Annotated in this window: 22 protein-coding genes; 11 read left to right on the top strand and 11 right to left on the bottom strand. The window is 41.1% G+C overall.

Annotated features, from left to right (window positions below; all coding sequences use genetic code 11):
* Positions 1-287: 287 nt before the first annotated feature.
* Positions 288-1,241, bottom strand: coding sequence for an RsmB/NOP family class I SAM-dependent RNA methyltransferase (locus A3775_RS05275; RefSeq protein ID WP_066376102.1), 954 nt, complete (start codon positions 1,239-1,241; stop codon positions 288-290).
* Positions 1,242-1,506: 265 nt separating this feature from the next.
* Between A3775_RS05275 and A3775_RS05270 the strand changes: the two genes are divergently transcribed.
* Together A3775_RS05270 and A3775_RS05265 are read left to right on the top strand one after the other, a co-directional pair.
* Complete coding sequence (locus A3775_RS05270) at positions 1,507-2,940, top strand: DUF2157 domain-containing protein (protein ID WP_197480093.1); 1,434 nt, start codon at positions 1,507-1,509, stop codon at positions 2,938-2,940.
* Positions 2,941-3,081: 141 nt separating this feature from the next.
* Positions 3,082-3,801 carry a GDYXXLXY domain-containing protein gene (locus A3775_RS05265; RefSeq protein ID WP_066376100.1) on the top strand — a complete coding sequence of 240 codons (720 nt, stop codon included), beginning with the start codon at positions 3,082-3,084 and terminating at the stop codon, positions 3,799-3,801.
* Here the strand turns inward: A3775_RS05265 and A3775_RS05260 are convergent.
* The 6 genes from A3775_RS05260 to A3775_RS25205 form a co-directional block, all read right to left on the bottom strand.
* The gene (locus A3775_RS05260; protein ID WP_066376098.1) at positions 3,798-4,037 is read right to left on the bottom strand and encodes a hypothetical protein; all 240 of its coding nucleotides are present in this window, start codon (positions 4,035-4,037) and stop codon (positions 3,798-3,800) included. The genes A3775_RS05265 and A3775_RS05260 overlap by 4 nt on opposite strands.
* Before the next feature lie 207 nt (positions 4,038-4,244).
* The gene (locus A3775_RS05255; protein ID WP_066424138.1) at positions 4,245-4,805 is read right to left on the bottom strand and encodes a DUF6174 domain-containing protein; all 561 of its coding nucleotides are present in this window, start codon (positions 4,803-4,805) and stop codon (positions 4,245-4,247) included.
* Between the two features lie 64 nt (positions 4,806-4,869).
* On the bottom strand, positions 4,870-5,763 hold the full coding sequence (locus A3775_RS05250) for an ABC transporter ATP-binding protein (protein ID WP_066376090.1): 894 nt from the start codon (positions 5,761-5,763) through the stop codon (positions 4,870-4,872).
* A gap of 27 nt (positions 5,764-5,790) precedes the next feature.
* Positions 5,791-6,564: an ABC transporter permease gene (locus tag A3775_RS05245; protein ID WP_066424136.1), complete on the bottom strand. Its 774-nt coding sequence runs from the start codon at positions 6,562-6,564 to the stop codon at positions 5,791-5,793.
* An 84-nt stretch (positions 6,565-6,648) separates the two neighbouring features.
* A complete protein-coding gene (locus tag A3775_RS05240; protein ID WP_066424135.1) occupies positions 6,649-8,106 on the bottom strand; it encodes a BamA/TamA family outer membrane protein in 1,458 nt (485 codons plus the stop codon).
* Positions 8,107-8,244: 138 nt separating this feature from the next.
* Positions 8,245-8,370, bottom strand: coding sequence for a hypothetical protein (locus tag A3775_RS25205; RefSeq protein WP_255363853.1), 126 nt, complete (start codon positions 8,368-8,370; stop codon positions 8,245-8,247).
* 24 nt (positions 8,371-8,394) lie between these two features.
* On the opposite strand from A3775_RS25205, the gene A3775_RS05235 reads away from it, so the two are divergent.
* Positions 8,395-10,335: an FAD-dependent oxidoreductase gene (locus A3775_RS05235; RefSeq protein WP_066424134.1), complete on the top strand. Its 1,941-nt coding sequence runs from the start codon at positions 8,395-8,397 to the stop codon at positions 10,333-10,335.
* Positions 10,336-10,521: 186 nt separating this feature from the next.
* Positions 10,522-10,932 carry a hypothetical protein gene (locus A3775_RS05230; protein WP_066376081.1) on the top strand — a complete coding sequence of 137 codons (411 nt, stop codon included), beginning with the start codon at positions 10,522-10,524 and terminating at the stop codon, positions 10,930-10,932.
* Positions 10,933-11,211: 279 nt separating this feature from the next.
* Here A3775_RS05230 and A3775_RS05225 read toward each other — a convergent pair whose 3' ends face one another.
* Together A3775_RS05225 and A3775_RS05220 are read right to left on the bottom strand one after the other, a co-directional pair.
* Complete coding sequence (locus A3775_RS05225; protein WP_066424132.1) at positions 11,212-12,774, bottom strand: metallophosphoesterase; 1,563 nt, start codon at positions 12,772-12,774, stop codon at positions 11,212-11,214.
* 20 nt (positions 12,775-12,794) lie between these two features.
* On the bottom strand, positions 12,795-13,754 hold the full coding sequence (locus tag A3775_RS05220; protein WP_066376079.1) for a YegS/Rv2252/BmrU family lipid kinase: 960 nt from the start codon (positions 13,752-13,754) through the stop codon (positions 12,795-12,797).
* A gap of 198 nt (positions 13,755-13,952) precedes the next feature.
* Here A3775_RS05220 and A3775_RS05215 point away from each other — a divergent pair, with 198 nt between their 5' ends.
* From A3775_RS05215 to A3775_RS05195, 5 genes are all read left to right on the top strand, one after another.
* On the top strand, positions 13,953-14,366 hold the full coding sequence (locus A3775_RS05215) for a lysozyme inhibitor LprI family protein (RefSeq protein ID WP_066376077.1): 414 nt from the start codon (positions 13,953-13,955) through the stop codon (positions 14,364-14,366).
* A gap of 236 nt (positions 14,367-14,602) precedes the next feature.
* Positions 14,603-15,577, top strand: coding sequence for a hydroxymethylbilane synthase (gene hemC / locus A3775_RS05210; protein WP_066376072.1), 975 nt, complete (start codon positions 14,603-14,605; stop codon positions 15,575-15,577).
* A 124-nt stretch (positions 15,578-15,701) separates the two neighbouring features.
* Positions 15,702-17,129, top strand: coding sequence for a glycogen synthase GlgA (glgA, locus tag A3775_RS05205; RefSeq protein ID WP_066424130.1), 1,428 nt, complete (start codon positions 15,702-15,704; stop codon positions 17,127-17,129).
* A 467-nt stretch (positions 17,130-17,596) separates the two neighbouring features.
* Positions 17,597-18,487: a M23 family metallopeptidase gene (locus tag A3775_RS05200; RefSeq protein WP_082803682.1), complete on the top strand. Its 891-nt coding sequence runs from the start codon at positions 17,597-17,599 to the stop codon at positions 18,485-18,487.
* 151 nt (positions 18,488-18,638) lie between these two features.
* The gene (locus tag A3775_RS05195) at positions 18,639-19,463 is read left to right on the top strand and encodes a peptidoglycan-binding protein (RefSeq protein WP_197480092.1); all 825 of its coding nucleotides are present in this window, start codon (positions 18,639-18,641) and stop codon (positions 19,461-19,463) included.
* Between the two features lie 109 nt (positions 19,464-19,572).
* Here A3775_RS05195 and wecB read toward each other — a convergent pair whose 3' ends face one another.
* Together wecB and A3775_RS05185 are read right to left on the bottom strand one after the other, a co-directional pair.
* Complete coding sequence (gene wecB / locus A3775_RS05190) at positions 19,573-20,691, bottom strand: non-hydrolyzing UDP-N-acetylglucosamine 2-epimerase (RefSeq protein WP_066424126.1); 1,119 nt, start codon at positions 20,689-20,691, stop codon at positions 19,573-19,575.
* 150 nt (positions 20,692-20,841) lie between these two features.
* The gene (locus A3775_RS05185) at positions 20,842-21,219 is read right to left on the bottom strand and encodes a hypothetical protein (RefSeq protein WP_066376063.1); all 378 of its coding nucleotides are present in this window, start codon (positions 21,217-21,219) and stop codon (positions 20,842-20,844) included.
* A gap of 705 nt (positions 21,220-21,924) precedes the next feature.
* Between A3775_RS05185 and A3775_RS05180 the strand changes: the two genes are divergently transcribed.
* Positions 21,925-23,217, top strand: coding sequence for a type IV pilus twitching motility protein PilT (locus A3775_RS05180; RefSeq protein ID WP_066376062.1), 1,293 nt, complete (start codon positions 21,925-21,927; stop codon positions 23,215-23,217).
* A gap of 90 nt (positions 23,218-23,307) precedes the next feature.
* A complete protein-coding gene (locus A3775_RS05175; RefSeq protein ID WP_066424123.1) occupies positions 23,308-24,069 on the top strand; it encodes a circadian clock KaiB family protein in 762 nt (253 codons plus the stop codon).
* Positions 24,070-24,274 lie beyond the last annotated feature (205 nt).

Genomic DNA, 24,274 nt, shown 5'->3' with positions numbered 1-24,274 from the left:
ACAATTGCTCGGCGCCAGGTTTATTACTCAAACCAAAAAACCCCCTTTGATATATCAAGGGGGTTTTTTGTTGGGATAATGCAAGATTAGCAGTTTTCAGCTAACCATACCATAGTGTAGAGACGTTACATGCAACGTCTCTACAAGGTTTTGAAACTTTCTTTTGTGGTTCATTTACCTGAAAATTGCTGTAAACCTGATTGGTATTGATGTAGATAAATTGTCATCTAGATGCGATTAATCGCGTCTCTATATGAGGATTTTGGGCTGATGTCAACTATATCGGTTTATATTGTTTGGATAATACCTAAATTATTTAAAACTTCATTATCTAACTGTTTACCTTGACTATCTTCAGTATTTTGGAACAGCATTGTAAATGCACCAGCACCTAATCTATGTTGAGGAAAGAGTCGGTAACAAGGAATGTCTGTTAAATGTGATTGATAATCTTGTAAGTGATTAATTTTTACTGGATGAAATTGAGGAAAGCGTGATAAAAACCATTCGCAGACTTGTTCATTTTCTTCAGGGGAGTAGGTGCAAGTCATATAAGCGAGGTAGCCTTGGGGGGCAACGAGTTGTGCGGAATTCGCTATAATTCTTTTTTGGCGGTTGGCACTTTTATTGATAGCTGTTGGATGAAAACATCCGGGTGCTTTTTCACCTTTTGCTAGTAGGGATTGTCCTGTACATGGAGCATCAACCAAGACTAAATTACAAGAAAGTGAGATGTTTTCTGCAAAGATACTAGAGTCTCTATTGACTACGGTACAGGGGCTAATATGGCAACGCTTTAAGTTAGAAATTAGCATTCCTAAACGCTTACCAATCACTTCATTGCAGATAAGTAATTCCGGTTGCAAGGCTTGCCAACTAAAGATGCTTTTACCACCTGGGGCGGCACACATATCAAAAACTAATTTGATTGGTTGGGGAATTGCTAATAAAACAGAGGCCGCAAATACAGAGGAAAAGTCTAAACAATAAAAATATCCTTGATGATGCAAGGGATGTTGACCGGGTTTTTCTCCTAATTGTAGACGGTCTACATATCTTGGTTGCCAATTTAAAGGAGATTCTACGGAAAAAGGTGGTGTTTCTGGCTTTTCTTGACACCAAAGTATACAGGGATGAAAGGGCTGGGGAGAAATTAATGCCTGAATAAATTTTTCTTGATTATCAAGGTTTTCAAACAAACGCCGTGCAAGTTTCAATAATAAGTTTGATGGTTTTTCCATTAGTAAAACTGTTACAGGAGAACAATGACTAGAAGCCTCTTGGCTTCATACTTTAGAATATAATGACCACCATTTTGATGATGACAAAACTTTTGTCTGATCAAGCAACATCAAAGTTTTGGTCTAGAGGGGTATATTCAGTGCTGAGTTCTGAATTTAATTTATTGATTCAGCACTCTGACTACATTCTGATTGCAAGGGCTAAAAATATTTTTGCGTAAATCCGAGATGATTGCCAACCTGCCCAAATGCACCGGAGCAAGTCATGATTTTTGAGAATTTTCAACGCAAATTGCGCCGAGAAGCACAAATATGGCGCGATGAAGGCATAATTAGTTCTTCTCAGTACCAACAAATTGCCGACCGCCATCAATTTCATAGTTTAGAGGCGGCGGCACGCGATCGCTTTACCATGATTGCGATCGCCATTGGCGGTATGCTGCTAATATTGGGTGCTATCACCTTCGCCTCTGCTAACTGGTTTGCCTGGTCACGAGAAGTTAAATTCATCATGATGATGAGTTTATTTTTCTCTGTTAGCATTATAGGTTTTTACACTTGGAGAGACGCAAACCTCAGTAATCGAGAAGGTAAACAACCACGACGCAGCAAAAGATTGCTGGGAGAAGCACTATTATTTTTAGCAGCTTTAATCCTGGGTGCTAACATCATACTGACTGCACAGATTTTTAATATCAGTGGTTCAAGCACTGAATTATTTCTCGCCTGGGGGTTTGGGGTTTCGTTCATGGCTTACAGTCTATCCCTCAACTCACTGGGGATACTGGCGATTATCTTAGTACAGATTGGCTATTTGTTCGGACTAGGAGATTTATCTAACTCCTCTGCTGACTGGAATTGGGCAAAACTAGCAGTCCGACACATGCCTTTAATTTCATGGCTGTTGTTTGTGCCTTTAGCCTATTTCTGTCGCTCACGCTGGATTTTCTTTTTAGCGGCTTTTTTGTTCGCTACTTCTCTACAACTTAACCTCAATCCTCTACCACTGCAAACTTTCTCTAATGTCGCTCCTTGGGTGGCCTCTTTTGCTTTAGCTCTGCCACCTGCATTATTCTGGAGTTATGATGATCTGCTGTTTCCCAGCATCAATTACAGACTGTTTCAACCCCTAGCCCGTAATTTAGCATTAATTGCCTTTGGCTTGGTGTTTTATGCCCTGTCTTTTCGTTGGCAATGGCAGGGTTTTGCAGCTAGTTCCTTTCTACCCAGGAATAACGCCGCGTTTATGTCTGTACCTATCATCGATTTGGGGATTCTCAGTGGATTAGCAGTATTCCAATGGTTGTTTTTGTTACGTCAAAGAAATAACCCTCCCCGTCGGGAAGTTGTGTTTAATACTGGGCTAATTGCTACCTTTCTCGGCTTTATAGTAGTAGTACCGTTCTGGCATCAAGCGGTTACTCGCATTGTTGACTTGGGCAGTTTTATGTTTAGTGTGCTGTTTGCTTTACTGTCTTGGGGATTCGTTCAGGAGGGGTTAAAGCTGAGTGATAGACGCTCTTTTTGGGGCGGTATGCTATTGTTAACTCTACTGGTCATTAGTAAGATGTTGGAATATGACACTGATTTGCTATTTAGGTCAATGGTGTTCGTCATGTGCGGTGCGATTCTGATTAGTGCTGGATTGTGGTTTGAACGTCGTCTGACTGGTTCATCTAGTTCATCAGCTAGGAAATAGGAAAATCAGGCAACATCAAAGATATCTCCGGCTGGTGATTGTGAATTTTTGTATTCATGTCCGACATTTGAAAGGGAAAATCTCGTTGCGTAAGTCCTGTTTTAGTTTCTCCAGAAAACGATTATTTTCAGGACTACGCCTATGAATAGTGGATCTTCTGAATCAAACAAGAATAAAACATTGTCTCCTGAAGCGGAATTCTCGAATAAGTTGACTTTTCGGGATTATCTGATAGCTAGTGAGCAAAAATTTAATCAGCCCTTACCGTTGTGGCGGGTTTTAGTTCCTCTGGCTTTGCAAACGGGGATAATTTTGGCTGTTCCTACTCAAGCAGCTTATACTAATTTGCTGGGCAGAGAGGTAGTTTTACAAACTATATCCTCTAACCCCCAAGATGTATTGCAAGGTTCTACTCTCTCTCTGGACTATGATATTTCTCGGATTTCAAATTTGCGTAGACTTCCGGGTTGGAATGAGTTAAGGAGAAGAAATCGGGGGAGGAATGGACAATTACTCTCAGGAACTAATGTATATGTGATTTTGCGAGAACAACAATCTTTTGGGCGTGGTGTTCCTAGGGCTTGGCGACCTGTGCGGGTAAGTAGCACTCTACCTACATCCCTCTCAGATAATCAAGTCGCCTTAAGAGGGATTTATCAGGATGGTGTGGTGAACTATGGTGTAGAAACATTAAGTGTTCCTGATGAACAACGGCAGCAAATCAATGAAGATATCCGCAGTTCGGCTGAAAACAGTAGAAATCGACGGTTAAGACCGATAACTGTCAAAGTGAAGGTAGACCCACAGGGTAATGCTGTCCCTGTGAGTTTGTGGGTACGCGATCGCAACTATCGATTCTAGTCTTCGTGGCGTACATTCCATGCTACACCAAAAGCTGCTCCTGCTCCGGCTAACAACCCTGTACTCATTCCTTGGATAGTTTTTTGTATGGGTTCTTGAATTAAGCAATCGCTTGTAACCTTGTCGGCTTGCAAGCATTGATTGCTTTCTGCCCAACTGGCAGTTCCTCCTAAAATTACACCTGCTAGACTACAGGAAGCTACAAGCAGTAATAAACGTTTGGTTTTTCTATCCATAGATGGATGCTTTAAATTAGCAATATGTTAAATAGTTCTGAACTACTTTACACGTCGATGCTGTTTATGTCACCTATGTTTTAGGGTAGTAATTGCAGGTGGGAAGAAATTAGGTTGATGAATAAGGCTATTCTTGTGATTAGGGAGTGATTTATCGCGGAAAATCAGGTTTATCAGGACTAAAGTCCTTACTACGAACTGAATTTGTTATTGTATGGGAGTAAAGGCACTGACACTGATTTTTTTGCCGACAAAGCCAATTAAAGTACAATTCTTTCCTGAGTGCAAGGGATTGAGATATAACCAGCGTTTTTCAGGTGCTAATGAGATTTCTAATTGACTGGGGTAGCCAAATTTATTATCGTAGGTAGCATGGACACTCATAGTACCATCACAAGCACATCCATTTGGGCCACATTGTTGACTATCTGTTAAAGTAGCAATTTCTTGGAATAATTTAGTAACAGTTAATGGAGGTGTATTTGTACAGGTATTTTGTGAGATAGCAATTACTTTTTCGTTCTTAATTTCTAGTTCTTGCTGACAATTATCAGGAGCAGTATAATTAATTTTTAATCGGTAATGGTTAACAGCTTGTGTTGTCCAATTTTTCTTGGCTTGGGCTAGTTGATTTTGAGCGTAGTTTTTCAAGAATAATTGATGACTCCAAAAAGCCACGCCACTAATGCTAAGTAACATTAAGATAGTTATCCAAAGGTTGTGCGATGGGTGAAGCCCCGCTAGAGGCGATCGCTTGTCAATTTGCATATATAATCAGGTTAGTTGAGAATACAATTAACCACACCGGATGAAGATAATTTTTCGGATATCGTTAATCTTTTTGCGTGACTTCCAGATAAATATGCTCTAAACTTACAGGTTGACGAGCAATACCATCTATTGAGATACCATCAAATCTGGCTATGATTTCGGATAATTCCAGAGTTTCTGGTAGCCACAAAGCTAGTTGATGAGCATAACGCCTATAGGTTAAATTATAGGATTGAGCGCGAGCGATCGCAGCTTCTTCTTCTGGCGTTTGCAGCATGACAATTTCTTGGGCTGGAATTAAATAGCGTAATTCAGCTAAACTCCCTTCTGCCAAGATGCGCCCATTTTTTAATATCCCAATCCTATCACACAAACGTTCGGCTTCATCTAATAAATGGGTGGTGAGTAAAACTGTAATTCCCTGAGTTTTCAGTTGTCTAATTAATTCCCATATTTCATATCTGGCTTCAATGTCTAAACCTGTTGTTGGTTCGTCTAAAATTACTAACTGGGGTTGATGTACTAAAGCAACTGCAATATTTAACCGCCTTTGCATCCCACCGCTTAAGGTTTCAACGGGACTTTTTGCTCTATCTAATAAGTTTACAGCCCTCAGTGTTTCTTTAACTTGTTTTTGACTGGTGGCTTTGTCTAAACCGTAAATATCAGCGAAGAATTGTAAATTTTCTGCACAAGTTAAGGTTTTATAGAGTAAATTCTCTTGTGGTGCAATACCAATTAATTTTTTAGTCGCGTGGGAGACAGGTTGATGATTTATTTTCACATCACCACTATCAGCCTGAAGTAAATTGCAAATTATATTAATAGTTGTCGTCTTTCCTGAACCATTCGCACCGAGTAAACCGTAAATTTCGCCAGGATGAATTTTTAGGGTTAAATTTTGCAGAACTTTTTTAGTCTTATAAGATTTGTTTAAGTTAGTGATGGTAAGCATATTTTTAAAGTATTTAAAATTTCAGTTTTATAATCTTCTTTCTACAATTAGCATTCGCTTGTAAGATAACCAACCAGCTACAACCATGACTAGAGCAAACACCAATAAAAAAACAAAGTGTGGCATAATTTTATTGATATCTTCCCCTTGGGATGAAACGGCTACAAGAGCTTCATTCATGTGATAAATGGGGTTGTATTGAGCAATATTCACCAGAGATTTAGGAAATAAACTGGCTGGTAAAAATGCACCGCCTAAAATTAATAATGGAACTCCGAAAGCAGCTACTAAAGCATTCACATCTTCTATGCGACGCGCTAATTGTGTACCGAAAATAAAGCCTAAACCAACGTAAGCTGCAATGCTCAACAAAATGATGATGATTCCTAATAGAATAGCACCCCGGAATGTCGCACCCCAAAAAGCTGCTATTGTGTAGATTAATATGGTTTGTCCGATACCAATAAAACTATGCGCTAGAAAAATTCCGAAAAAATATGATGTTCCACTTAAGGGAGAAAGAAACAAGCGTTTGAGGGTTTGTTGTTCTCTTTCAGCTACTATTGTAGAGACTGTTCCACCTAAACAACTAAAAAATAATGCTGCACCGACTAAAGTTGAGGGTGCGCTATACGCAAAGGCATCAGCTATTGGTAATTCTGCTCTTTCTGCTAAAATAAATCCACTAAGAATTAAGACGGAAATGGGGAATATACTCCAAAAAATCAAGCTGCGTCTGCGTCGAAGTAGTTCAGTTAAAATGCGTCGAGTGACTGCTAGAGTTTCACGCCAATATTTCATATATTGAGAGAGAAATAAATTTAAAAGTTAGATGAAAGTAGAGTATGATTGTTGAGGTTTTGATGCGTTACGCTACGTATCTATTTAGAATTTTTCACCTGTGGTGAATTCTAATCTTACTTCTCCTTGGTCACTAACTCCTATGTCACCTCGTAATATACCAAAGGGTGAATTTAGTCTCACTCCTAAACCATAACCAAAACCGCTTCCGGGTTTATTTCGCACTACTCCGGGTTCACCAATGACGGTTTTACTAGAACCAAAGTCTGAGGCGAAGTCAGTAAAGACTACTCCGCCTATATAATCCTGTATAGGAAAACGATATTCTACGGAAGCCAAGCCATAACTGCGACTACTGGCGACTTCTCCATAACCGTATCCCCGCACTGAATTGAAACCGCCTAGGTTAAATGCGTCGGCTGGGGGAAAATCTCCTATAATTGTACCTAATTGCAAGTTTACAGCTAGCATTTCAGAATTTTCGTTGCTTTGATGATTGCCGATCCACTGGACTGGTATATACTGCACATAGTTTCCTTGGAGTCGATTACTAGCTATACTCCCTAAACCTATGGGGATAGCTTGGGCTGTGCTGAGGGTGAGTATTGAGCCTTGGGTGGAATTATTACGGCGATCGCGTCTGTCTTGCTGTACACTCAAAGATAGGGTAAATAAATCGTCAATACCCTGACCACTGACAGAAAGCGGATTACCTAATTCATCTACTTCCACTACTTGATAGTTTTTGTTACGCAAGCTAATTCTGCTGTAGTTGAGTCCTAAGGACGCATCCCAATCATTAAAGGAACGTAACAAGGCAACAGAACCGCCAAATCTACCTTCGCGGATACGATCATTGTTAGCTAGTCTGATATCATCGTTGAAGACTGGGGATAAACTGCGATCGCGAAAGGCTGTGATACTATACCCAAAGCGGTCTGGTTCATCTCGACGATAGGGACTAATATACTGCGTCGCAAATTGTACGCCTTTACCGCTAACTTGAACGGTGGTTATGGTTTGGTCATTTACTCCACTAATATTAGCATCGCGATAGCGGACTTGACCGTATAACCCGATATCGCTGTTAGTACCACCGCCATAATTCCAAGTGGGAAAGCGACGCTCTTTAATATCATAAACAATATCAACACCAGAGTCATTCTCTTGGGGATATGCTCTGACAAAATCAAACGACTCTAAATTTTGCAGTTTTCTCACATCTGCTTCTAAGGCTTCATTGTTGAAGGCTTCCCCTGGTTTTAGCTTGAGTAAACTAAGAATAAAATCTGGGTTTGTGCGTCCTGAAATGGGTTGTCCAAAATTATCAACAGATAACCCTCTTTCATTAATAAACCTGATTTGGATATTCTGCACAATTTTCAGGGAAAATTCAATATCTTGGGAAGATTCTACATAATTACCATATTTGGCGTATCCCGCAATGTCTACAGTGTTTACTGGAGAGTTCGCCAGTATGGGTTGATTTTCCCCAGTCAGCAATATCCCCACCACCAAAGTCATAACTATTGGAATACGCATATTAGTAAATAGTTAGTGTGATTAATTTGTTTTTTCTACACAGATAGCTAGGGTGCTGTACTTTCGGCTAACACACCCTACAATTACTACAATTACTAGGAATTACTAAATTTTATATTATAACATAGGTAGCGAAAATTACCAAAAGGGCTTGACAATTTTTACAATTCTGCCAAAATAAATCCGTTTGGTATCACAGGGTAATGGGGAAAATCCGCCAGAAAAATGCTGATTTGTCGCCATCATTTCCATCCAGTAATTCATTGTCAAAAGTTAGTTTTGTAACCAATGAGTCTACCATTTAGTTTGCCGGAATCTACTACTATCTCCCGTCGCACGCTGTTAAAGGTGTTTGGTGTTGGTGCAATTGCAGGAGTGACAGGTTACTCTCGGTTTTCTAAGCCGCAACCAGCAGTATTTCAACAAGATAATCTGAATTTACCACAAACATTAACTGAATCTAAAAGTGTGGTGGTAGTTGGTGGCGGTTTGGCGGGTTTAGCTTGTGCTTATGAGTTAAGTCGGCGCGGTTTTGTGGTGACGCTGTTAGAAAAGTCTCCCCAACTCGGTGGTAAAATTGCCAGTTGGCAAATTGAAGCGGCTGGGGAAACTTTTCGGATGGAACATGGTTTTCATGGCTTTTTTCCCCAATACTATAATTTAAACAGCATTGTTAATGAATTGGAGATTAATCAGCATTTTCAATCATTAAATTTTTATGCTGTTCTCTATCGTGGTGAACAATACAAACCAGAGATATTTCGCCCTAGTCATTCTGCCTTTCCTTGGAATATTATAGATTTAGCGATCGCTTCTCCTAATCGTTTCCAATGGGGGATTAATTTAACTAAAATTAAACACCTGCAAGTATTCCAAGCTATCACAGGTTTTGAAAGAGAAAAAAATTATCGTCGCTTTGATGATATCTCGGTGGCTGATTGGGTAGCAAGTGAATTTCCCCAAGGTTTATATGATTTATATTTTCTGCCATTTGCTAAGTCGAGTTTAAATGCACCCGATATGATGAGTGTGGGGGAACTGATGCAGTTCTTCCATTTTTATTTTTTTGGTAATCCCGAAGGGTTAGCATTTAATGGTACTAAAGATGATATGGGGACAAGTTTAGTCCAACCTATCGCCCAATGGATTCAACAGCATCAAGGAACAATTTTCACTGATGCGACAGTTAGCGATATTCTCACAGAAAATGGTAAGATTAATGCTATAAAATATTATGTTGGTAGTAATCACAGTAATGTCCCGTTTTGGGTACAGCGTAACTCTGTGATAGCTGATGATAAAACAGCATATTTTGGTGCAGCAGATGAAGTTTTTGCTGTAGCTTCTGGGTGTGAGGAAGCAATTTCTTTAACTTGTACCCATCAAGGTTGTACTGTGAAAAAAGCCGCCGATGGTAAGTTTCATTGTCCTTGTCATGGGGCGGTATTCTCTGCTGATGGTAAAGTATTAAAAGGCCCGGCGCAACGGGATTTACAAAAGTTGCGAGTCGTAGATAAAAAGGATGAGGAATTGCAACTGGTAGCGGTGAACTCTGACGCACCTGAACCGCAGACAATTACCGCAGATTATTATGTATTTGCGACTGATGTACCGGGTGTTAAACAACTATTTAAGCAGATGACTGGCGATGTTGATCAAGGAGTGCGATCGCAAGTTGAAAAACTGAGTATAGCTGATCCGTTTGCGGTATGTCGTTTCTGGTTTGACCGGGATTTTGAATGGTCACAAAGTAATTTTACATCGTTATCTGGCTACGAGTTAACTGATAGCATTACCCTGTATCATCGCATTCAACAACAATTTATAGACTGGTCAAAACGCACAGGTGGTAGTGTGGTAGAGTTACACGCTTATTGCTATAAAGAAAAACAATTCCCCACCCAAGAAGCTTTATTAACTACCTTTGAAAATGAACTGTATGAAATCGTCCCGGAGTTAAAGCAAGCGCAGATATTACATCGGGAATTGGTAAATCAACATAATTTTTCTGGTTATCCACCCCATAGTTATGCAGACAGGCCAGAAAGCAGTACAGATATTGCTAACTTATTGTTTGCTGGTGATTGGGTGAAGATGCCCTTCCCCTGTGGTTTAATGGAACGGGCTGTGAGTAGTGGCTTATTAGCAGCCAATGAGATTTTACACCGGGAAGGTTTGCAGAGGCGATCGCTTTTATCGGTCAATCCTGAAGGGTTGTTACAAATTTGAACGGGGTTACAGCAGTTTTCGGTTAATTAGACCACATTGTAGAGACGTTGCATATAACGTCTCTAAATTTATAGGCGATAGCGGTCAAATACAACCATCGAATTGATGATAACTCCTTCTTTTAGCAGTCGGCGTTGAGATACCAGTGCGGTGTACTGGAACTAAGAACAGAAGGAGAAATTTGCAATGGCGCAAACTCAAAAACAAGGAACACCAGAAGATAGGAAGCCTGATGAGTGGGAAAAGGACTTAAATCCGCAACCTATGGCGGGTAGAAACTATGGTTTAGAAGGAACACACCCGGAGAAAGCTGGACTCAATGCTTATGAGGTGAAAGAACTGCATTCTCAACTACCGGGTTATACAGATGATGAACTCAAGCAAATTACTCTCTTACCACGGGGTAGTCGTTTGGAAGAAGGCGCAACTTATCTTGATTTGAATGACTCGGAACACCGAGAATTTACGGCGACGGGTGGGATGGAAGTTGGTTCTAATAATTGGTATGTGCCGAAAACTGAGGTTGGTTATATGCTTTGGAATCGTTTGAGGGGTGTGCAAAATCCTGAACGTTTGGGAAAAGCTAGTGGTTCTTAAGTTGAGATGGTTTCTCTATGTTTGAGGTTTGGTAATGGGTAATGGTAGCCATTAGCTGTTACCAAACAATATGTAATTACAAATGAACCACGAAGGAACGAAGGACACGAAGGAAGAATAAAAGAAGATAGGTAATCTTGCACCGGGAAGGGAGTAAACATAATATGTTCTGTCAATGCTAGTTGGTAGGGTGCGTCAGTATGTATATTTTCTTGGTATGGTTAGGGTTTCTTGTACTGACGCACCCTAGATTTTGGATATTTTTTTATCTGGATGTCCCTAAATCATCACAGGTGGAAGCTGATAATTGTGCCATTGACGCTGATACCATTCGGCGACTAAAGGACGGACTATAAATTTAGGCTGCTGTTCGCCTTTGACATCTATCCGCAAACAAGAATAAGGTCGTCTTTTCTGCGAACCGTGTCCATTGCGTCCGACAAATAAATGCGATCGCGCAATTAATCTGTCTTCATTCCCCACCGTCTCGACTAAATCACTCCCCTCTGTGCGCTGGCGACGCAAACTATAGCCACTACCGCCACAAACTAACCAGTGCATATTTGCGTCAGCGTGTCCGGTGTCGAAGGTTTGCAGATATTCTAAACAATGTGCATGACCATTTAAAACTAAATCTACTAGGGGACGACCTTGATTAATATCACCAATTTCTGCCGCCACTGCATCCAGTACACCACGCAAACGGCTGCGAATTGCTAAAGTCTGCGCTTGTTGCCATTTTGTTGCTTCGGTGACATAAGGCGGATGATGAAAATATATCACTCTTCCCCGCACTTCTGGGTGTTTCCAAGAGGCAATTAATCTCTGCTTGAGCCAGTCTAATTGTTCAATATCAACCTCTGGTGGTTGGTCTGTCGTTAGTTGCTTGTCGATATCAAGAATAATTTCCTCAATTTGAGATAATTTATAGTGAAAATCGTCTAATTCTTCGGCTTCGCTGGGGTTGTCAGGGTTTAATTTCGCGGAAGCTTCAATGATTTGCATTTTCTCCCGCTCTAATTCTTGGCGACGCTGGTCTAAGATTTGGCGATCGCTCTCTCCCTGTTTTGTGTGTGGTAACGGCTGCGGCTCGTTAAAAGTATTTGAATCTAAGGCGAAAAAGTCAATTCCACCATAGCGAAAAGTGTAATAGCGATTCGGTAGCCGAGTAAAATACCCTGGTTGATAAGTCAGACACTTGCCTGTATCTGTCTGAGTAGTGTAATATTGGTCTAGATGATGGGATAACTGTGTCGGTAAGAGATATCCTTGCAGATAGTCGAGGAAAGCCTTGGCATAAGCATTACCCACTCCTGAACCATGCCAACCCACATCTATATCTAAACGCGATCGCAATAATCGCCGCATGGGTAGAGTTGTCACAGACAGCAAACTCAACACAAGCGGTAATTCATAGTAATCATGATTGCCGGGTACAGGAAAAATCGGCAACTTAAACACCATCTTGTCGTAAGCAATTTGTTTGGGAGACTCGCCACCAACGATTAACTCTGCATAAGGTCGAATAAAGTTCTGTTGATAGTATTCACTTGAACCCACCAAATAAATTACGTCGCCTGTATGCAGCATGAAGCGACATTCTGGATGATGCTGCAACATCAATTCAGCTACTCGTCGTTGGGGGTTGTGTCCGTGATGTCTACCAGAACCACTATCACCAACTACTAAAAAAGAAAATTCGGTATCACTAGCTTGTCCATCATCCAGCACTAGCCGAGTTTGGTCAATATTCCGCCCTACAATTAACGGATCTTGCCAACGTACCCGTTGCTGCATTTTAGCAATTTTTTTAGCTATTGCTGGATCACGAACCAGTTTCAATGCAATTTACCCCCGCTTTTTTATTCTTTCACTTCAATTTGCAAATTCGGTAAACCTTCCAGTTTCTCTGTTAATTCTTCTTCCGGTACTGATGGGACAAAAATCTTTAAAGCACCTGGTACGCATTTGATTTCAACCGGGGTTGTACCAACTACCTCACCGTCAATCGCAACTTTTTGCGGTGGATCTGTGGTAATTTTAAATCTTTCAGCACGTATATAACCAATATCATCTCGTTGTGCGGCACTCCCAGCCGAAGCAGTTTGAAATAGATGAAATGTGGCGGCGATCGCTCCTGTTTTCGTGGCAGGTGCTACAATAGTTAAATCTAATAATCCATCATTATAAATAATCCCGGCTGGGCCTTGCGCTAACACAGAAGTCGGAGGCGCAGCGTTGGCAACTGTCACCGATGCAGCAGTGGTTTTCACGATTTTGTCTGGGGTTTCAATCTCAACATCAAAACTTTCTAACTCTCTTAACTGCTGAATTCCTGCGAACACATAGGCCATCATCCCAAAACGTTGTTTGGCTTCTCTGTCTGCTAAATCTACAGTTTCCGCCTCAAAGCCAATGCCTGTTAACAATATCATTGGTAAATCGTTGCAATAGCCTATATCTACATTGCGAGTTACCCCTTGTAAAATTGTCCGACAAGCTGCATCAATAGTTTGGGGAATTCCCATTGCCGTGGCAAAAGCATTAGCTGTTCCCCGTGAAATAATTCCCAAAGGTATATCAGTACCAGCAACAGCCACCGCCACCGCCGATAATGTACCGTCTCCCCCAGACGCGATGATTGCATCTACGCCTTGGTTTACAGCTTTCTGTGCTAGCTTGTCTGCACCAACTTCTTCTGTAGTTAAGTAAATCTCAAGATGAATTTCCGGTTCTAATAATGCCCGAATTTGCGATAATTCTACCTCTGGATTACCCTGTCCGGCTACCGGGTTAAAAATAAGACAAGCGGAACGATTCATAAAAGATGAACGATGAGTTGCGATCGCTAAACCTCCTGTTTAATCTATAACATCTTTGTTCAATCATCACTTCCTGCTTGTGGTAGGTTTCAAATTTCCTAGTTCGGCGTATGTGGGTTGTTAATTTTTTTGAATCATCCGAAAAGCTGTTTTAAAAGCTTGAAATCATCATATATTTTCTTGGCATAATTAGAACCAATGAAACAACTTAATCTTTTATTACCAATTTGTGCTAGCCTCCTAACTGCCAGTAGTTTACTGATTCCCACGGCGACAATAGCTAAACCTACAGTTTTAGCTAGGAATCCCAATTGTAATAATGCCAGAACTCAAGCAGAAATCAACAGATGTACACAGTTGTCTTATCAAAATGCTGATAGAAAATTAAATCAAGTTTATCAACAGCTTTTACCAACCTTATCAGGTTCTAGACGACGAAAATTAATTTCTGCACAGCAAGCCTGGATTAAGTTTCGTGACAATAATTGTGACTATGAAAGAAGTCTTTATCAAGGCGGAAGTATTGCACCCAGTATTTATGCTGGTTGTTTAACAGAAATGACACAGCAACGTACTAGACAATTACAATCTTATCTTCAACCAGACCGTTAACTGTCAAAAAACGAGGGGGATGAGGGGGATGAGGGGGATGTAGGAGAATAGCTGATAACTAATGACTGATGACTAATGACTAATAACTAATATTACATCATTCCAAATATTGTAAATCAATGTAAAGAAAACTTAAAAGAAACTTCACGAAAATCAGGCGATCGCCATCCGGTAAGTCACCCACTGCGGTAGTCTAGATGAGAGTAAAATTATCGCCTGGTTTGACATATTGTTTTATGACTTCAGTTGTTTCCAGTGCTAAACGCACAATTCGGATTGGTTCCCGTAAAAGTCAACTTGCTCTAGTTCAAACGTACTGGGTACAAGAGCAATTGCAAAACAAGTATCCTGATATGGTGTTTGAAGTCCATACGATGTCTACCCAAGGCGACAAAATCCTGGATGTAGCATTAGCCAAAATCGGCGATAAAGGACTATTTACCAAAGAATTGGAAGTGGGAATGCTCAATCATGATATTGACTTCGCTGTGCATTCCCTCAAGGATTTACCGACTAATTTACCAGAAGGTTTAGCACTAGCAGCGATTACAGAACGGGAAAACCCCGCCGATGCGCTGGTAGTCCATGAAAAGTTCAAAGATAAGCAAATTGACACCTTACCAGCAGGTGCGGTAGTAGGGACATCTTCCTTGCGACGCTTGGCGCAACTACGGAACAAATTCCCCCATTTGACATTTAAAGATGTGCGTGGGAACTTGAATACACGCCTAGCGAAACTTGATGCTGGTGAGTATGACGCTTTGATTTTAGCAGCCGCAGGATTACAGCGTTTGGGTATGGGCGATCGCATTCATCAAATTTTACCCAAAGAAGTGTCACTCCACGCCGTCGGTCAAGGTGCATTGGGTATAGAATGCCGTGGTGATGATACTGAGTTAATCTCGTTACTCAAAGCTGCTATTGAACATCCCGAAACCCGCGATCGCTGTTTAGCAGAACGCTCTTTCTTACGTAGCCTAGAAGGTGGTTGTCAAGTACCCATCGGCGTAAATACAGAAATAGATGGGGAAAATTTAACCCTAACAGGTGTAGTTGCCAGCATCGACGGACAACAGCTAGTGAAAGACACCATCACAGGCGCAGCTAGTGATGCCGAAACACTAGGTATAGAATTAGCTAAACGCTTGCGGGAACAAGGCGCGCAAGAGATTTTAAATGCCATTTTTGCAGAGATTCAGCGTGGTGCTTAAAAATCAGACAACCAGATGTGATTAGATAAAAAATAAAAGCTGTGCTAGACGCGAGCGATCGCGTTCATCAAAATCATCTGGTTAAATTGAACATTCAAACAAAGCAGGGGAAATAAAAATTACCATGCGGATTCTATTTGTAGCAGCAGAAGCAGCACCCATCGCAAAAGTTGGCGGAATGGGTGATGTTGTCGGAGCATTACCAAAAATCTTGAAAAAAATGGGGCATGATGTCCGTATATTCATGCCTTACTACGGCTTTCTCCCAGACAAAATTGATATTCCCCAAGAGCCGGTTTGGTGGGGATACGCCATGTTTCAAGATTTTGCAGTTTACGAAACGATTCTGCCTGGTACAGATGTTCCCTTGTACTTATTTGGACATCCAGCTTTCGATCCCCGTCGCATCTATGGTGGTGATGACGAAGACTGGCGGTTTACCTTTTTTGCCAATGGTGCAGCCGAATTTTGCTGGAATTACTGGAAACCAGAAATTATTCACTGTCACGATTGGCATACAGGAATGATACCTGTGTGGATGCACCAGTCTCCAGATATCACCACAGTCTTCACAATTCACAACTTGGCATATCAAGGCCCTTGGCGTTGGTATCTAGAAAAAATTACATGGTGTCCTTGGTATATGCAAGGACATAACACCATGGCCGCCGCCGTCCAATTTGCCGACAGGGTAAATACAGTTTCGCCTACCTATGCCGAGCAAATCAAGACAGCAGCTTACGGTGAAACTCTAGAAGGTTTAATGTCATTCATCGGTGGTAAGCTATCGGGAATTGTCAACGGTATAGATACGGAAGTTTACGAACCATCTACAGATAAATATCTGACTCAAGCCTTCAGCATTGATACTTTAGAGAAACGTAAAGCCAATAAAATTGCATTGCAAGAAGAAGTAGGTTTAGAAGTTAACAGCAATGCCTTTTTAATAGGGATGGTGACGCGGTTAGTCGAACAAAAAGGTTTAGATTTAGTCATCCAAATTTTAGACCGCTTCATGGCTTATACAGATGCTCAGTTCATGCTACTGGGAACAGGCGATCGCTATTATGAAACTCAGATGTGGCAACTAGCATCACGCTATCCCGGACGCATGGCAACTTACCTACTGTATAACGATGCCTTGTCACGCCGCATCTACGCTGGTTCTGATGCCTTCCTCATGCCTAGCCGCTTTGAACCCTGTGGAATCAGTCAAATGATGGCTTTACGCTACGGTTGTGTACCCATAGTCCGGCGTACTGGAGGCTTAGTTGACACCGTATCACACTACGACCCCATAAAAGAAGCTGGTACAGGCTATTGCTTTGACCGCTACGAACCATTAGATTTGTTTACCTGTATGATTCGAGCTTGGGAAGGCTTCCGTTTCAAACCGCAATGGTTAGAGTTACAAAAACGTGGCATGAGTCAAGACTTCAGTTGGTACAAATCAGCCAAAGAGTACGATAAACTCTACAGGTCAATGTATGGTTTACCAGAACCAGAGGAACAGCAAGCACAACAGCCAGAGTTAGCCGTCACCAACCAATAAATAGGGCTTGAATGTGCTGCACTTAAAAATATTTTGACTATACAAAACCCCGGTTTCTTGAAGAAACTGGGGTTTTAAATTTGTGCTGAACTCAAACCGTATTTTTGTACAACCTTCCCGACACGAAAAGGGGACTATATCATGTCCGGCTAATTACTTATGATAAGTTTTCGATGCGGATTTTTTCTCTTTTCCTCTTCCCTGTTCCCTGTTAAGAGTTCCCTAGCCCAACAGATATGATAACTGTTCTAACGCATGATATTAGGTATTTGACAGCATGATTTTTAGCTATTGTTGCCTAGATTTTCCCAGTCTGACACTTTCCCTGGCGAATCTGCGTCTATGTAATGTATAGCAGCTTGTGAGGTGACAAATTTAACTAAGATTTATCCTGATATTTGCAGCGATATGTTGAAATATCAAACATATACAAAGCATTGACCCTATATTTAAAGGATTTAAACTTTGTGAGAAAAAATACTCTATGTCAATTCTTTACTTATAGCTTGATTGGTTTAATATCTTTTAGTGCTGTACTGATCACCAACACCACCGCCTTAACGCAAGTTGCGAGTAATTCCTCAAGTCAGTCAATACCCGTTCCTAGTGCTGAGTTAATTTGGCCGACTCAAGGATATATTTCCCAAGGCTTTAATAAGTATCGACACGAGGGAATTGATATTGCTGGAGCGTCTGGAACTCCCATTTTTGCTGCGGCTGGTGGTACTGTAGTTAAAGCCGGATGGGATAATTGGGGATTAGGCAACGCTATCGAGATAAAACATCCTAACGGCAGTATTACAGTATATGGTCATAATCGCCGTTTATTAGTTAGCAAAAGTCAACAGGTTAAACAAGGACAAATAATTGCGGAAATGGGGTCTACAGGTAATAGTACAGCCCCCCATTTGCATTTTGAATATTACCCCAATGGTAGAGTTGCTGCTGATCCTCGTAATATTTTGCCATCTGCGATCGCCAGTAAAAACCCTGCACCACAAACTTCTCCCCCTGCTAGCGGTTCTCCAGTAAATAAACCTCATCAACCAGCCTTAATACCCATTCCTGTCACAGTGAAACCTGCGACAGCTACCGAATGTACTGGCGTGACACTCCTCAAAGGCGAGACAACCAATATAATTGTCAAAGTCTGCCAAGAAAATGGACAGTTATTTTATATTGGCCTGTTGAAACAAGACCCCAGCCAACTTGTTAAAATACCCGCCTGGAACATTGGTAACGATAAATATCAAGCAGATAATGGTAGTTTTTCTTACTTAGTCACTCCTGAAAAAGTAGAGATTTGGCGTAATGGTAGCCAGATTCGGACTGATACTTTTTATACATTACAACCCTAGATTGAGTAGGCTTGTGAGTAGGATTTATGTATTTTTCTTGATAAATTTCCTGTTTTTAAAACATACCACAGTAAAAAGCTTTATGATGTTTAGTAGTCAAAATTACATATTTCCCTAAACTTTTAGTCTTTACTCATAAAGGTGTTTACCAATGGAATATATTGCTTATTCCTCAATGGTTATTGCCAACGAAGAGGCGAATGGTCAGGCTGAATACATTGATTATGAATTGCCCAAAATTGATTGGAATTGGACAAAACTCGTAAAATCTTCTGCCTGGTTGTGTTTAGCTGGCTTCATGGCATTTTTTACAGCCATTGCTCAATCTCAAGCCGCCTTATCAGCTTATGTCAGAACTAACGGCACTTGTCTCAATGTGCGAGTAGAACCCAACATCAATTCCAAAGTTGTAGATTGTTTACCGAATGGTACGCAAATTACAACAATGGGAACCACCAATGGTTTTGCGAAACTATCAAACAACAGATACGTAGCAGCCAGATGGATTCGTAATCAATCTAGCACCCGTAATCCTAATCGTCCCAACAGACATAATACCCGTGGAGTTGGTGGTCGTGTAAATCTCAGTCTTGGTGCTAGAGGCGCAGCAGTTACCGAAGTCCAAAAGATTTTAGGTATTCAACCTACAGGATACTACGGGCCTGTAACAGCTAGACGAGTCAGAGAATTTCAAGCCAACAATAACTTGCGTGTAGATGGCATAGTCGGCCCAGCAACACGCACAGCCTTATTTAGAACTTCATCGAAACCCACAGCCACAGGGGGGCGCGTCAGCCTGAGTATAGGCTCTAGAGGTCAAGCAGTATCAGAAGTCCAGAAAATCTTAGGCATTGAACCCACCGGATACTACGGCCCGATCACAGCTAGAAGAGTCAGAGAATTTCAAGCCAATAACGACCTGCGCGTAGATGGTATAGTCGGCCCAGAAACCCGCAGTGCCTTATTCAGAACCTAACACCTCCTACCTCACTAAAAAGTCAAAAGGAGCGACCACAACCCAACCACTCCTTTTGACTTCCTCAACCTCCGCGTTCCTCTGCGTTTCCCTCCGCGCTCCTCCGCGTTCACAAACTCATCCCAAAATAATTACGCACAATTTGCAAAATACGCTCTGCTGCACGACCATCACCAAAAGGATTAATTGCATTAGCCATTGTGTCATAAGCCATTGGGTTACTTAGTAACTCACTAGCAGCATCGAAAATACTCTGACTAGCAGTACCCACAAGTTTCGCAGTACCAGCCGTCACAGCTTCCGGTCTTTCAGTAGTTTCCCGCAACACTAACACAGGTTTTCCTAGACTGGGTGCTTCTTCTTGCAAACCACCAGAGTCAGTCAACAGAAAATGCGATCGCCCAATTGCAGCCACCAATTCAGCATAATCTAGCGGTTCCGTTAAAAACACTCGTGGATGATCACCCAATAATGCTTGTAGTGGTTCTCGCACCGTGGGGTTACGGTGTAGAGGTAACAGTAAAGCCGTATCAGGAAACTTGTTTAAGATTTGTAAAAAACCATCTGCGATCGCTTGCAGAGGTTCTCCCCAATTCTCCCGTCGATGCACCGTCGCTAATAAAATACGGTAAGAATCCCAATCTAAAGCAGGTACATTACAAGCTGGTTTTGTAGCCGCCACATTTAACAACGCATCAATCACAGTATTTCCCGTCAAATGAATCTCACCTAAAACCCCAGAATGCTGCAAATTTTCCACAGCTAAAGTAGTCGGTGCAAAGTGCAACTGAGTGATTTGGGAAATCAACCGGCGATTAGCTTCCTCTGGGTAGGGATTAAATAAATCATCAGTTCTTAAACCTGCTTCTACATGACCAACAGGGATTTTCTGATAAAACGCTGCTAAACTTGCCGCAAAAGCCGTCGTCGTATCTCCTTGTACAATCACTAAATCAGGCTTGTTCTTGAGGAATAATTCTTCTAACCCTCGCAAGCTGCGGCAAGTTATATCACTCAGAGACTGCTGAGGCTGCATAATCTCTAAGTCATAATCTGCCTTTAAGTTGAACAACTGCATCACTTGTTCAACCATCTCACGATGCTGCCCAGTTAAAATCACTTGCAAATCAAAGTCTAGGGATTTTTGAAAGACCTGAATTACCGGAGCTAGTTTAATTGCTTCTGGACGTGTTCCTAAAATGATGCTAACTCGTTTTTGATTAGTCATTAGTCATTAGTCATTAGTCATTAGTTATTAGTTATTAGTTATTAGTTATTAGTCAATAGTCATTAATACTTACTCTAGTCCCTAGCCCCAAACACGAAAAAACCCGGCTTAACCGGGCAGATGCTTTGTTTGTCGAATTTTTAAGGATGCCTATGATTTAATCTCGCAAGTGAGAGGGCAAGCCGCATAAACTGTAGTCTGCATCTGCTCTGCTTCTGCTCCATGCAACCAACTTAACCATTGAACTTCTTTTGGATGTACACCTTTAACAGTCAGCACACCGGCAGCAATCAACACCGCCATAACATTTAACATAATCAAACCACCAGCAACCAGTAAAACCGCACTAACAGGCATTACAGATTGCAACACAATCGACAACAGACATCCGACTGTAGCCATCAAAACAACTAATGGAAATCCGACAACCAACAAGCATACTGCCAATGTAAAAGTCCATATCAAAAAACTTTTAATCATTAACAAGGAGTAGGTCTTTCCGAGATTAGAGCTTTGAGCCGCAACCATGACTATTCCTCCCAAAGTACATAGAAAACTTTTATTCAGTAATATTTCGCTGTTAGCAAATAACTGAATAGTTCAATGAAGTTTCAGTATATAAAAATAATTTCCGAAAATGAGTCTTTATTTATTAAACTTTACAATTAATTTTTTGTAATTATGAATGTAAATTCAACTTCACATTTCCACATTAATCTAGCTAGCGATATCTAACTTTAGGAATAGAATCCAAAAAGTATCTCCACGAAAAGTTCATTGCCAACTTTCTAGTTACAGTTTACTTCACATTTCTTATACAAAAGGTCGATGTTTCTCATAATTCTCCAAGGCAAGCTCAACAAACTATTTAGAGATAATTTGGCTGTTATTTGCTAAGAGCTGATCGTCACCATTGGCAAAATTTTCTCATTTACGATATGAGAGCCTAGCTCTTGCCAGCTTACAGCATTAAATAAAACATTTACTTAACGTTATATTTACTGATGCTTTTATTTGAAGTCTTATAGTAAACAAGTTTATAGAAGTGTAAAAATTTTACCTTATGCTTAAAAGTTAAAAAATATACAAGTAGTGTCAAGGAATTGTATCTAACTGTTACAGAGAGGTTTTGAGTGAGCAAATACAGCAGACTCCGCCATCTACAGCCATCAGAACTTCTGAGCCAACGTTATTGCCCATGTCAACTGATCAAATACTAATTTTTAAAGATATATGACGGAATCACAACATCCTTCCACCTCCAACCCTGTTGTTGCTCGCAATATTCCACCAGTACCGCCACCACCTCCAACATTAATCAACCAACGCCAATATACGCAAACATTGGATATGTCATCAGCCAATAGAAGTGCTGGACAACCCATAACACCACCCGCAAGTTCTGCACCAATGGCTGCTCATCGTCCTGGTACTCCGCCACCAATGCCTTCTCCAAGTGTGAGTTCAGGACTCACTTTAGAGCAAATTATCAAAGAAGCATTTGATAATGGCTATTCTGATATTCACTTAGGAGTAGGTGAAGTACCCCGCTTTCGTAACCGAGGAGAAATTAACCCAACGGATTATCCAGAAACTGACAAACCGACTTTTATGAGTTGGTTGCGGGAGATTATGACTGAGGCAGAAATTCAAAGATTTCAAGAACATTTGGAATTTGATGGAGCTACCCAGTACGACTTTGCCCGTGTACGGATTAATGTCTTTGACTCACTCAAAGGCTATGCAATGGTGCTGCGGTTGATTCCCTTAAAAATCCTGTCTATTGATCAGTTGCGACTTCCGCCAGTGTTTCGGGATATTTGCCATTATCATAAAGGACTAATTTTAGTAACGGGGCCTACGGGTTCTGGTAAATCAACGACAATGGCGGCGATGATTGATTACATCAACCGAGAGATGGCGAAGCACATCATCACCATTGAAGATCCCGTTGAATTTGTGCATCAAAGCCGTAAATCTCTCGTTAAGCAACGGGAGGTAGGAATGCACACCCGGAAATTTGACAACGCCTTAAAAGCTGCCTTACGGGAAGATCCTGATTTGATTTTGGTAGGTGAAATGCGGGACAAAGAAACAGTCAACACAGCCCTGAAAGCGGCTCAGACTGGTCACTTAGTCATGGGAACCCTACACACCAATAGTGCAGTAAAAACTATTGAACGGATTCTCAATTTGTACTCAGGTGAAGAACAAGATGCAATGCGGGTAGCACTGGCTGAGTCTTTAGTGGCAGTGATTGCCCAAGGTTTGTGTCGCACGACTGATGGTAAGCGGGCAGCTTTCCACGATATCCTGATCAACACAGAGGCAATCAAGGAATGGATCAAAGACGGCAAGTATGATGAGATTAGTGAATTAATGAAGCAAGCTAGCTTTGACGGCATGATTACCATGAATCAGTCGTTGTACAATCTCTATCAAGAAGGTCGCATCACCGAAGAAACAGCTTTAGAAATGTCGCCAACTCCTAACGAAATGGCTCAATTTCTCCGAGGCAGAGTTTAATCACGAAAGTACAATAAAAAGTAAAAGGTAAAAAAAGCAATTTTTTACCTTTTACTTTTTATCGGTGAGTTATTTAACCACGAACTTAACTTGACTACAGACAAACTATCTCAACCGCAGTTATTTAAAGGCATTGCTCTATTTACACCGGGAGGAGATTTAATTTACTGCATCGATCCTAACAAGCAAGGTCGCTGGCATTCTCATTTATGTACTGCTTTGCAGGAAATTCTAGATTTACCAGAACCGCCGCATTTTCTGGTTCCGTGTTACACAGCAACCATCGACCACTGGTTTGATCCTCGTACCCAACAAGTGAGGACATTTGCAGAAGCTTATCCAGCAGTCATGAAATATCAGGCTATACTCAATGCTATCTTTGATACAGGTTACTTGGTGTGGCAATTAGCTCCGTGGCAAGAAGGGGTTTGCGATCGCATGGTACTGTCCACTTATCGTTCCTCATTTCCCCAATTATGGGAAGACCACGACTTAGTTATCAATCTAGACATTTCTGACGCAGCACCCAGATATAATTTACCAGCCAGAACAGTACAAAAAGTACAGGCAAAAACTCAATGCTATGTGCTGCATTTATTTGTAGCCGGACATAGTACGAACACAGAACGTATCCTAAAGAATCTGCATGAACTGTTAGAGCGATCGCTAGGATACCCTTACACAATGAAAGTGATTGATGTTTTAACTAATCCCGAACAAGCAGAAATCGATCAGGTGTCTGCCACTCCTACCCTAGTAAAAGTTTGGCCGCAGCCAATTCGCCGTCTTGTTGGGGATTTGGATAATGCAGACAAAATTTTACAAATGCTAGGCAATCAAGAAAAATCTTAATCCTGTTGTATAAACCATATTTGCTGCACAGCACCACATAATTTGGGACAGATCACAACAATATAGATTAAAGGCAGGAACTTATCGGAATACTGTAGGCTGGAAAGCTTGTTTTATAAGGATTGTGAAAGGGCAGAAAAAAAGAGGCAAAAAAATTTGCTGGGAAAGAGTTGACAATCCAGGTGTGGTTAGCTATATTGAATAA

Source organism: Anabaena sp. 4-3 (genome assembly GCF_001597745.1).
Lineage (GTDB): Bacteria > Cyanobacteriota > Cyanobacteriia > Cyanobacteriales > Nostocaceae > Trichormus.
This window is presented reverse-complemented; position numbering and strand designations above follow the sequence as displayed.

Coding starts and splice junctions, on each gene's coding strand:
- A3775_RS05275 (WP_066376102.1), bottom strand. CDS start 1,241: ATGGAAAAACCATCAAACTTATTATTGAAACTTGCACGGCGTTTGTTT.
- A3775_RS05270 (WP_197480093.1), top strand. CDS start 1,507: ATGATTTTTGAGAATTTTCAACGCAAATTGCGCCGAGAAGCACAAATA.
- A3775_RS05265 (WP_066376100.1), top strand. CDS start 3,082: ATGAATAGTGGATCTTCTGAATCAAACAAGAATAAAACATTGTCTCCT.
- A3775_RS05260 (WP_066376098.1), bottom strand. CDS start 4,037: ATGGATAGAAAAACCAAACGTTTATTACTGCTTGTAGCTTCCTGTAGT.
- A3775_RS05255 (WP_066424138.1), bottom strand. CDS start 4,805: ATGCAAATTGACAAGCGATCGCCTCTAGCGGGGCTTCACCCATCGCAC.
- A3775_RS05250 (WP_066376090.1), bottom strand. CDS start 5,763: ATGCTTACCATCACTAACTTAAACAAATCTTATAAGACTAAAAAAGTT.
- A3775_RS05245 (WP_066424136.1), bottom strand. CDS start 6,564: ATGAAATATTGGCGTGAAACTCTAGCAGTCACTCGACGCATTTTAACT.
- A3775_RS05240 (WP_066424135.1), bottom strand. CDS start 8,106: ATGCGTATTCCAATAGTTATGACTTTGGTGGTGGGGATATTGCTGACT.
- A3775_RS25205 (WP_255363853.1), bottom strand. CDS start 8,370: ATGAATTACTGGATGGAAATGATGGCGACAAATCAGCATTTTTCTGGC.
- A3775_RS05235 (WP_066424134.1), top strand. CDS start 8,395: ATGAGTCTACCATTTAGTTTGCCGGAATCTACTACTATCTCCCGTCGC.
- A3775_RS05230 (WP_066376081.1), top strand. CDS start 10,522: ATGGCGCAAACTCAAAAACAAGGAACACCAGAAGATAGGAAGCCTGAT.
- A3775_RS05220 (WP_066376079.1), bottom strand. CDS start 13,754: ATGAATCGTTCCGCTTGTCTTATTTTTAACCCGGTAGCCGGACAGGGT.
- A3775_RS05215 (WP_066376077.1), top strand. CDS start 13,953: ATGAAACAACTTAATCTTTTATTACCAATTTGTGCTAGCCTCCTAACT.
- hemC (WP_066376072.1), top strand. CDS start 14,603: ATGACTTCAGTTGTTTCCAGTGCTAAACGCACAATTCGGATTGGTTCC.
- glgA (WP_066424130.1), top strand. CDS start 15,702: ATGCGGATTCTATTTGTAGCAGCAGAAGCAGCACCCATCGCAAAAGTT.
- A3775_RS05195 (WP_197480092.1), top strand. CDS start 18,639: ATGGAATATATTGCTTATTCCTCAATGGTTATTGCCAACGAAGAGGCG.
- wecB (WP_066424126.1), bottom strand. CDS start 20,691: ATGACTAATCAAAAACGAGTTAGCATCATTTTAGGAACACGTCCAGAA.
- A3775_RS05185 (WP_066376063.1), bottom strand. CDS start 21,219: ATGGTTGCGGCTCAAAGCTCTAATCTCGGAAAGACCTACTCCTTGTTA.
- A3775_RS05180 (WP_066376062.1), top strand. CDS start 21,925: ATGACGGAATCACAACATCCTTCCACCTCCAACCCTGTTGTTGCTCGC.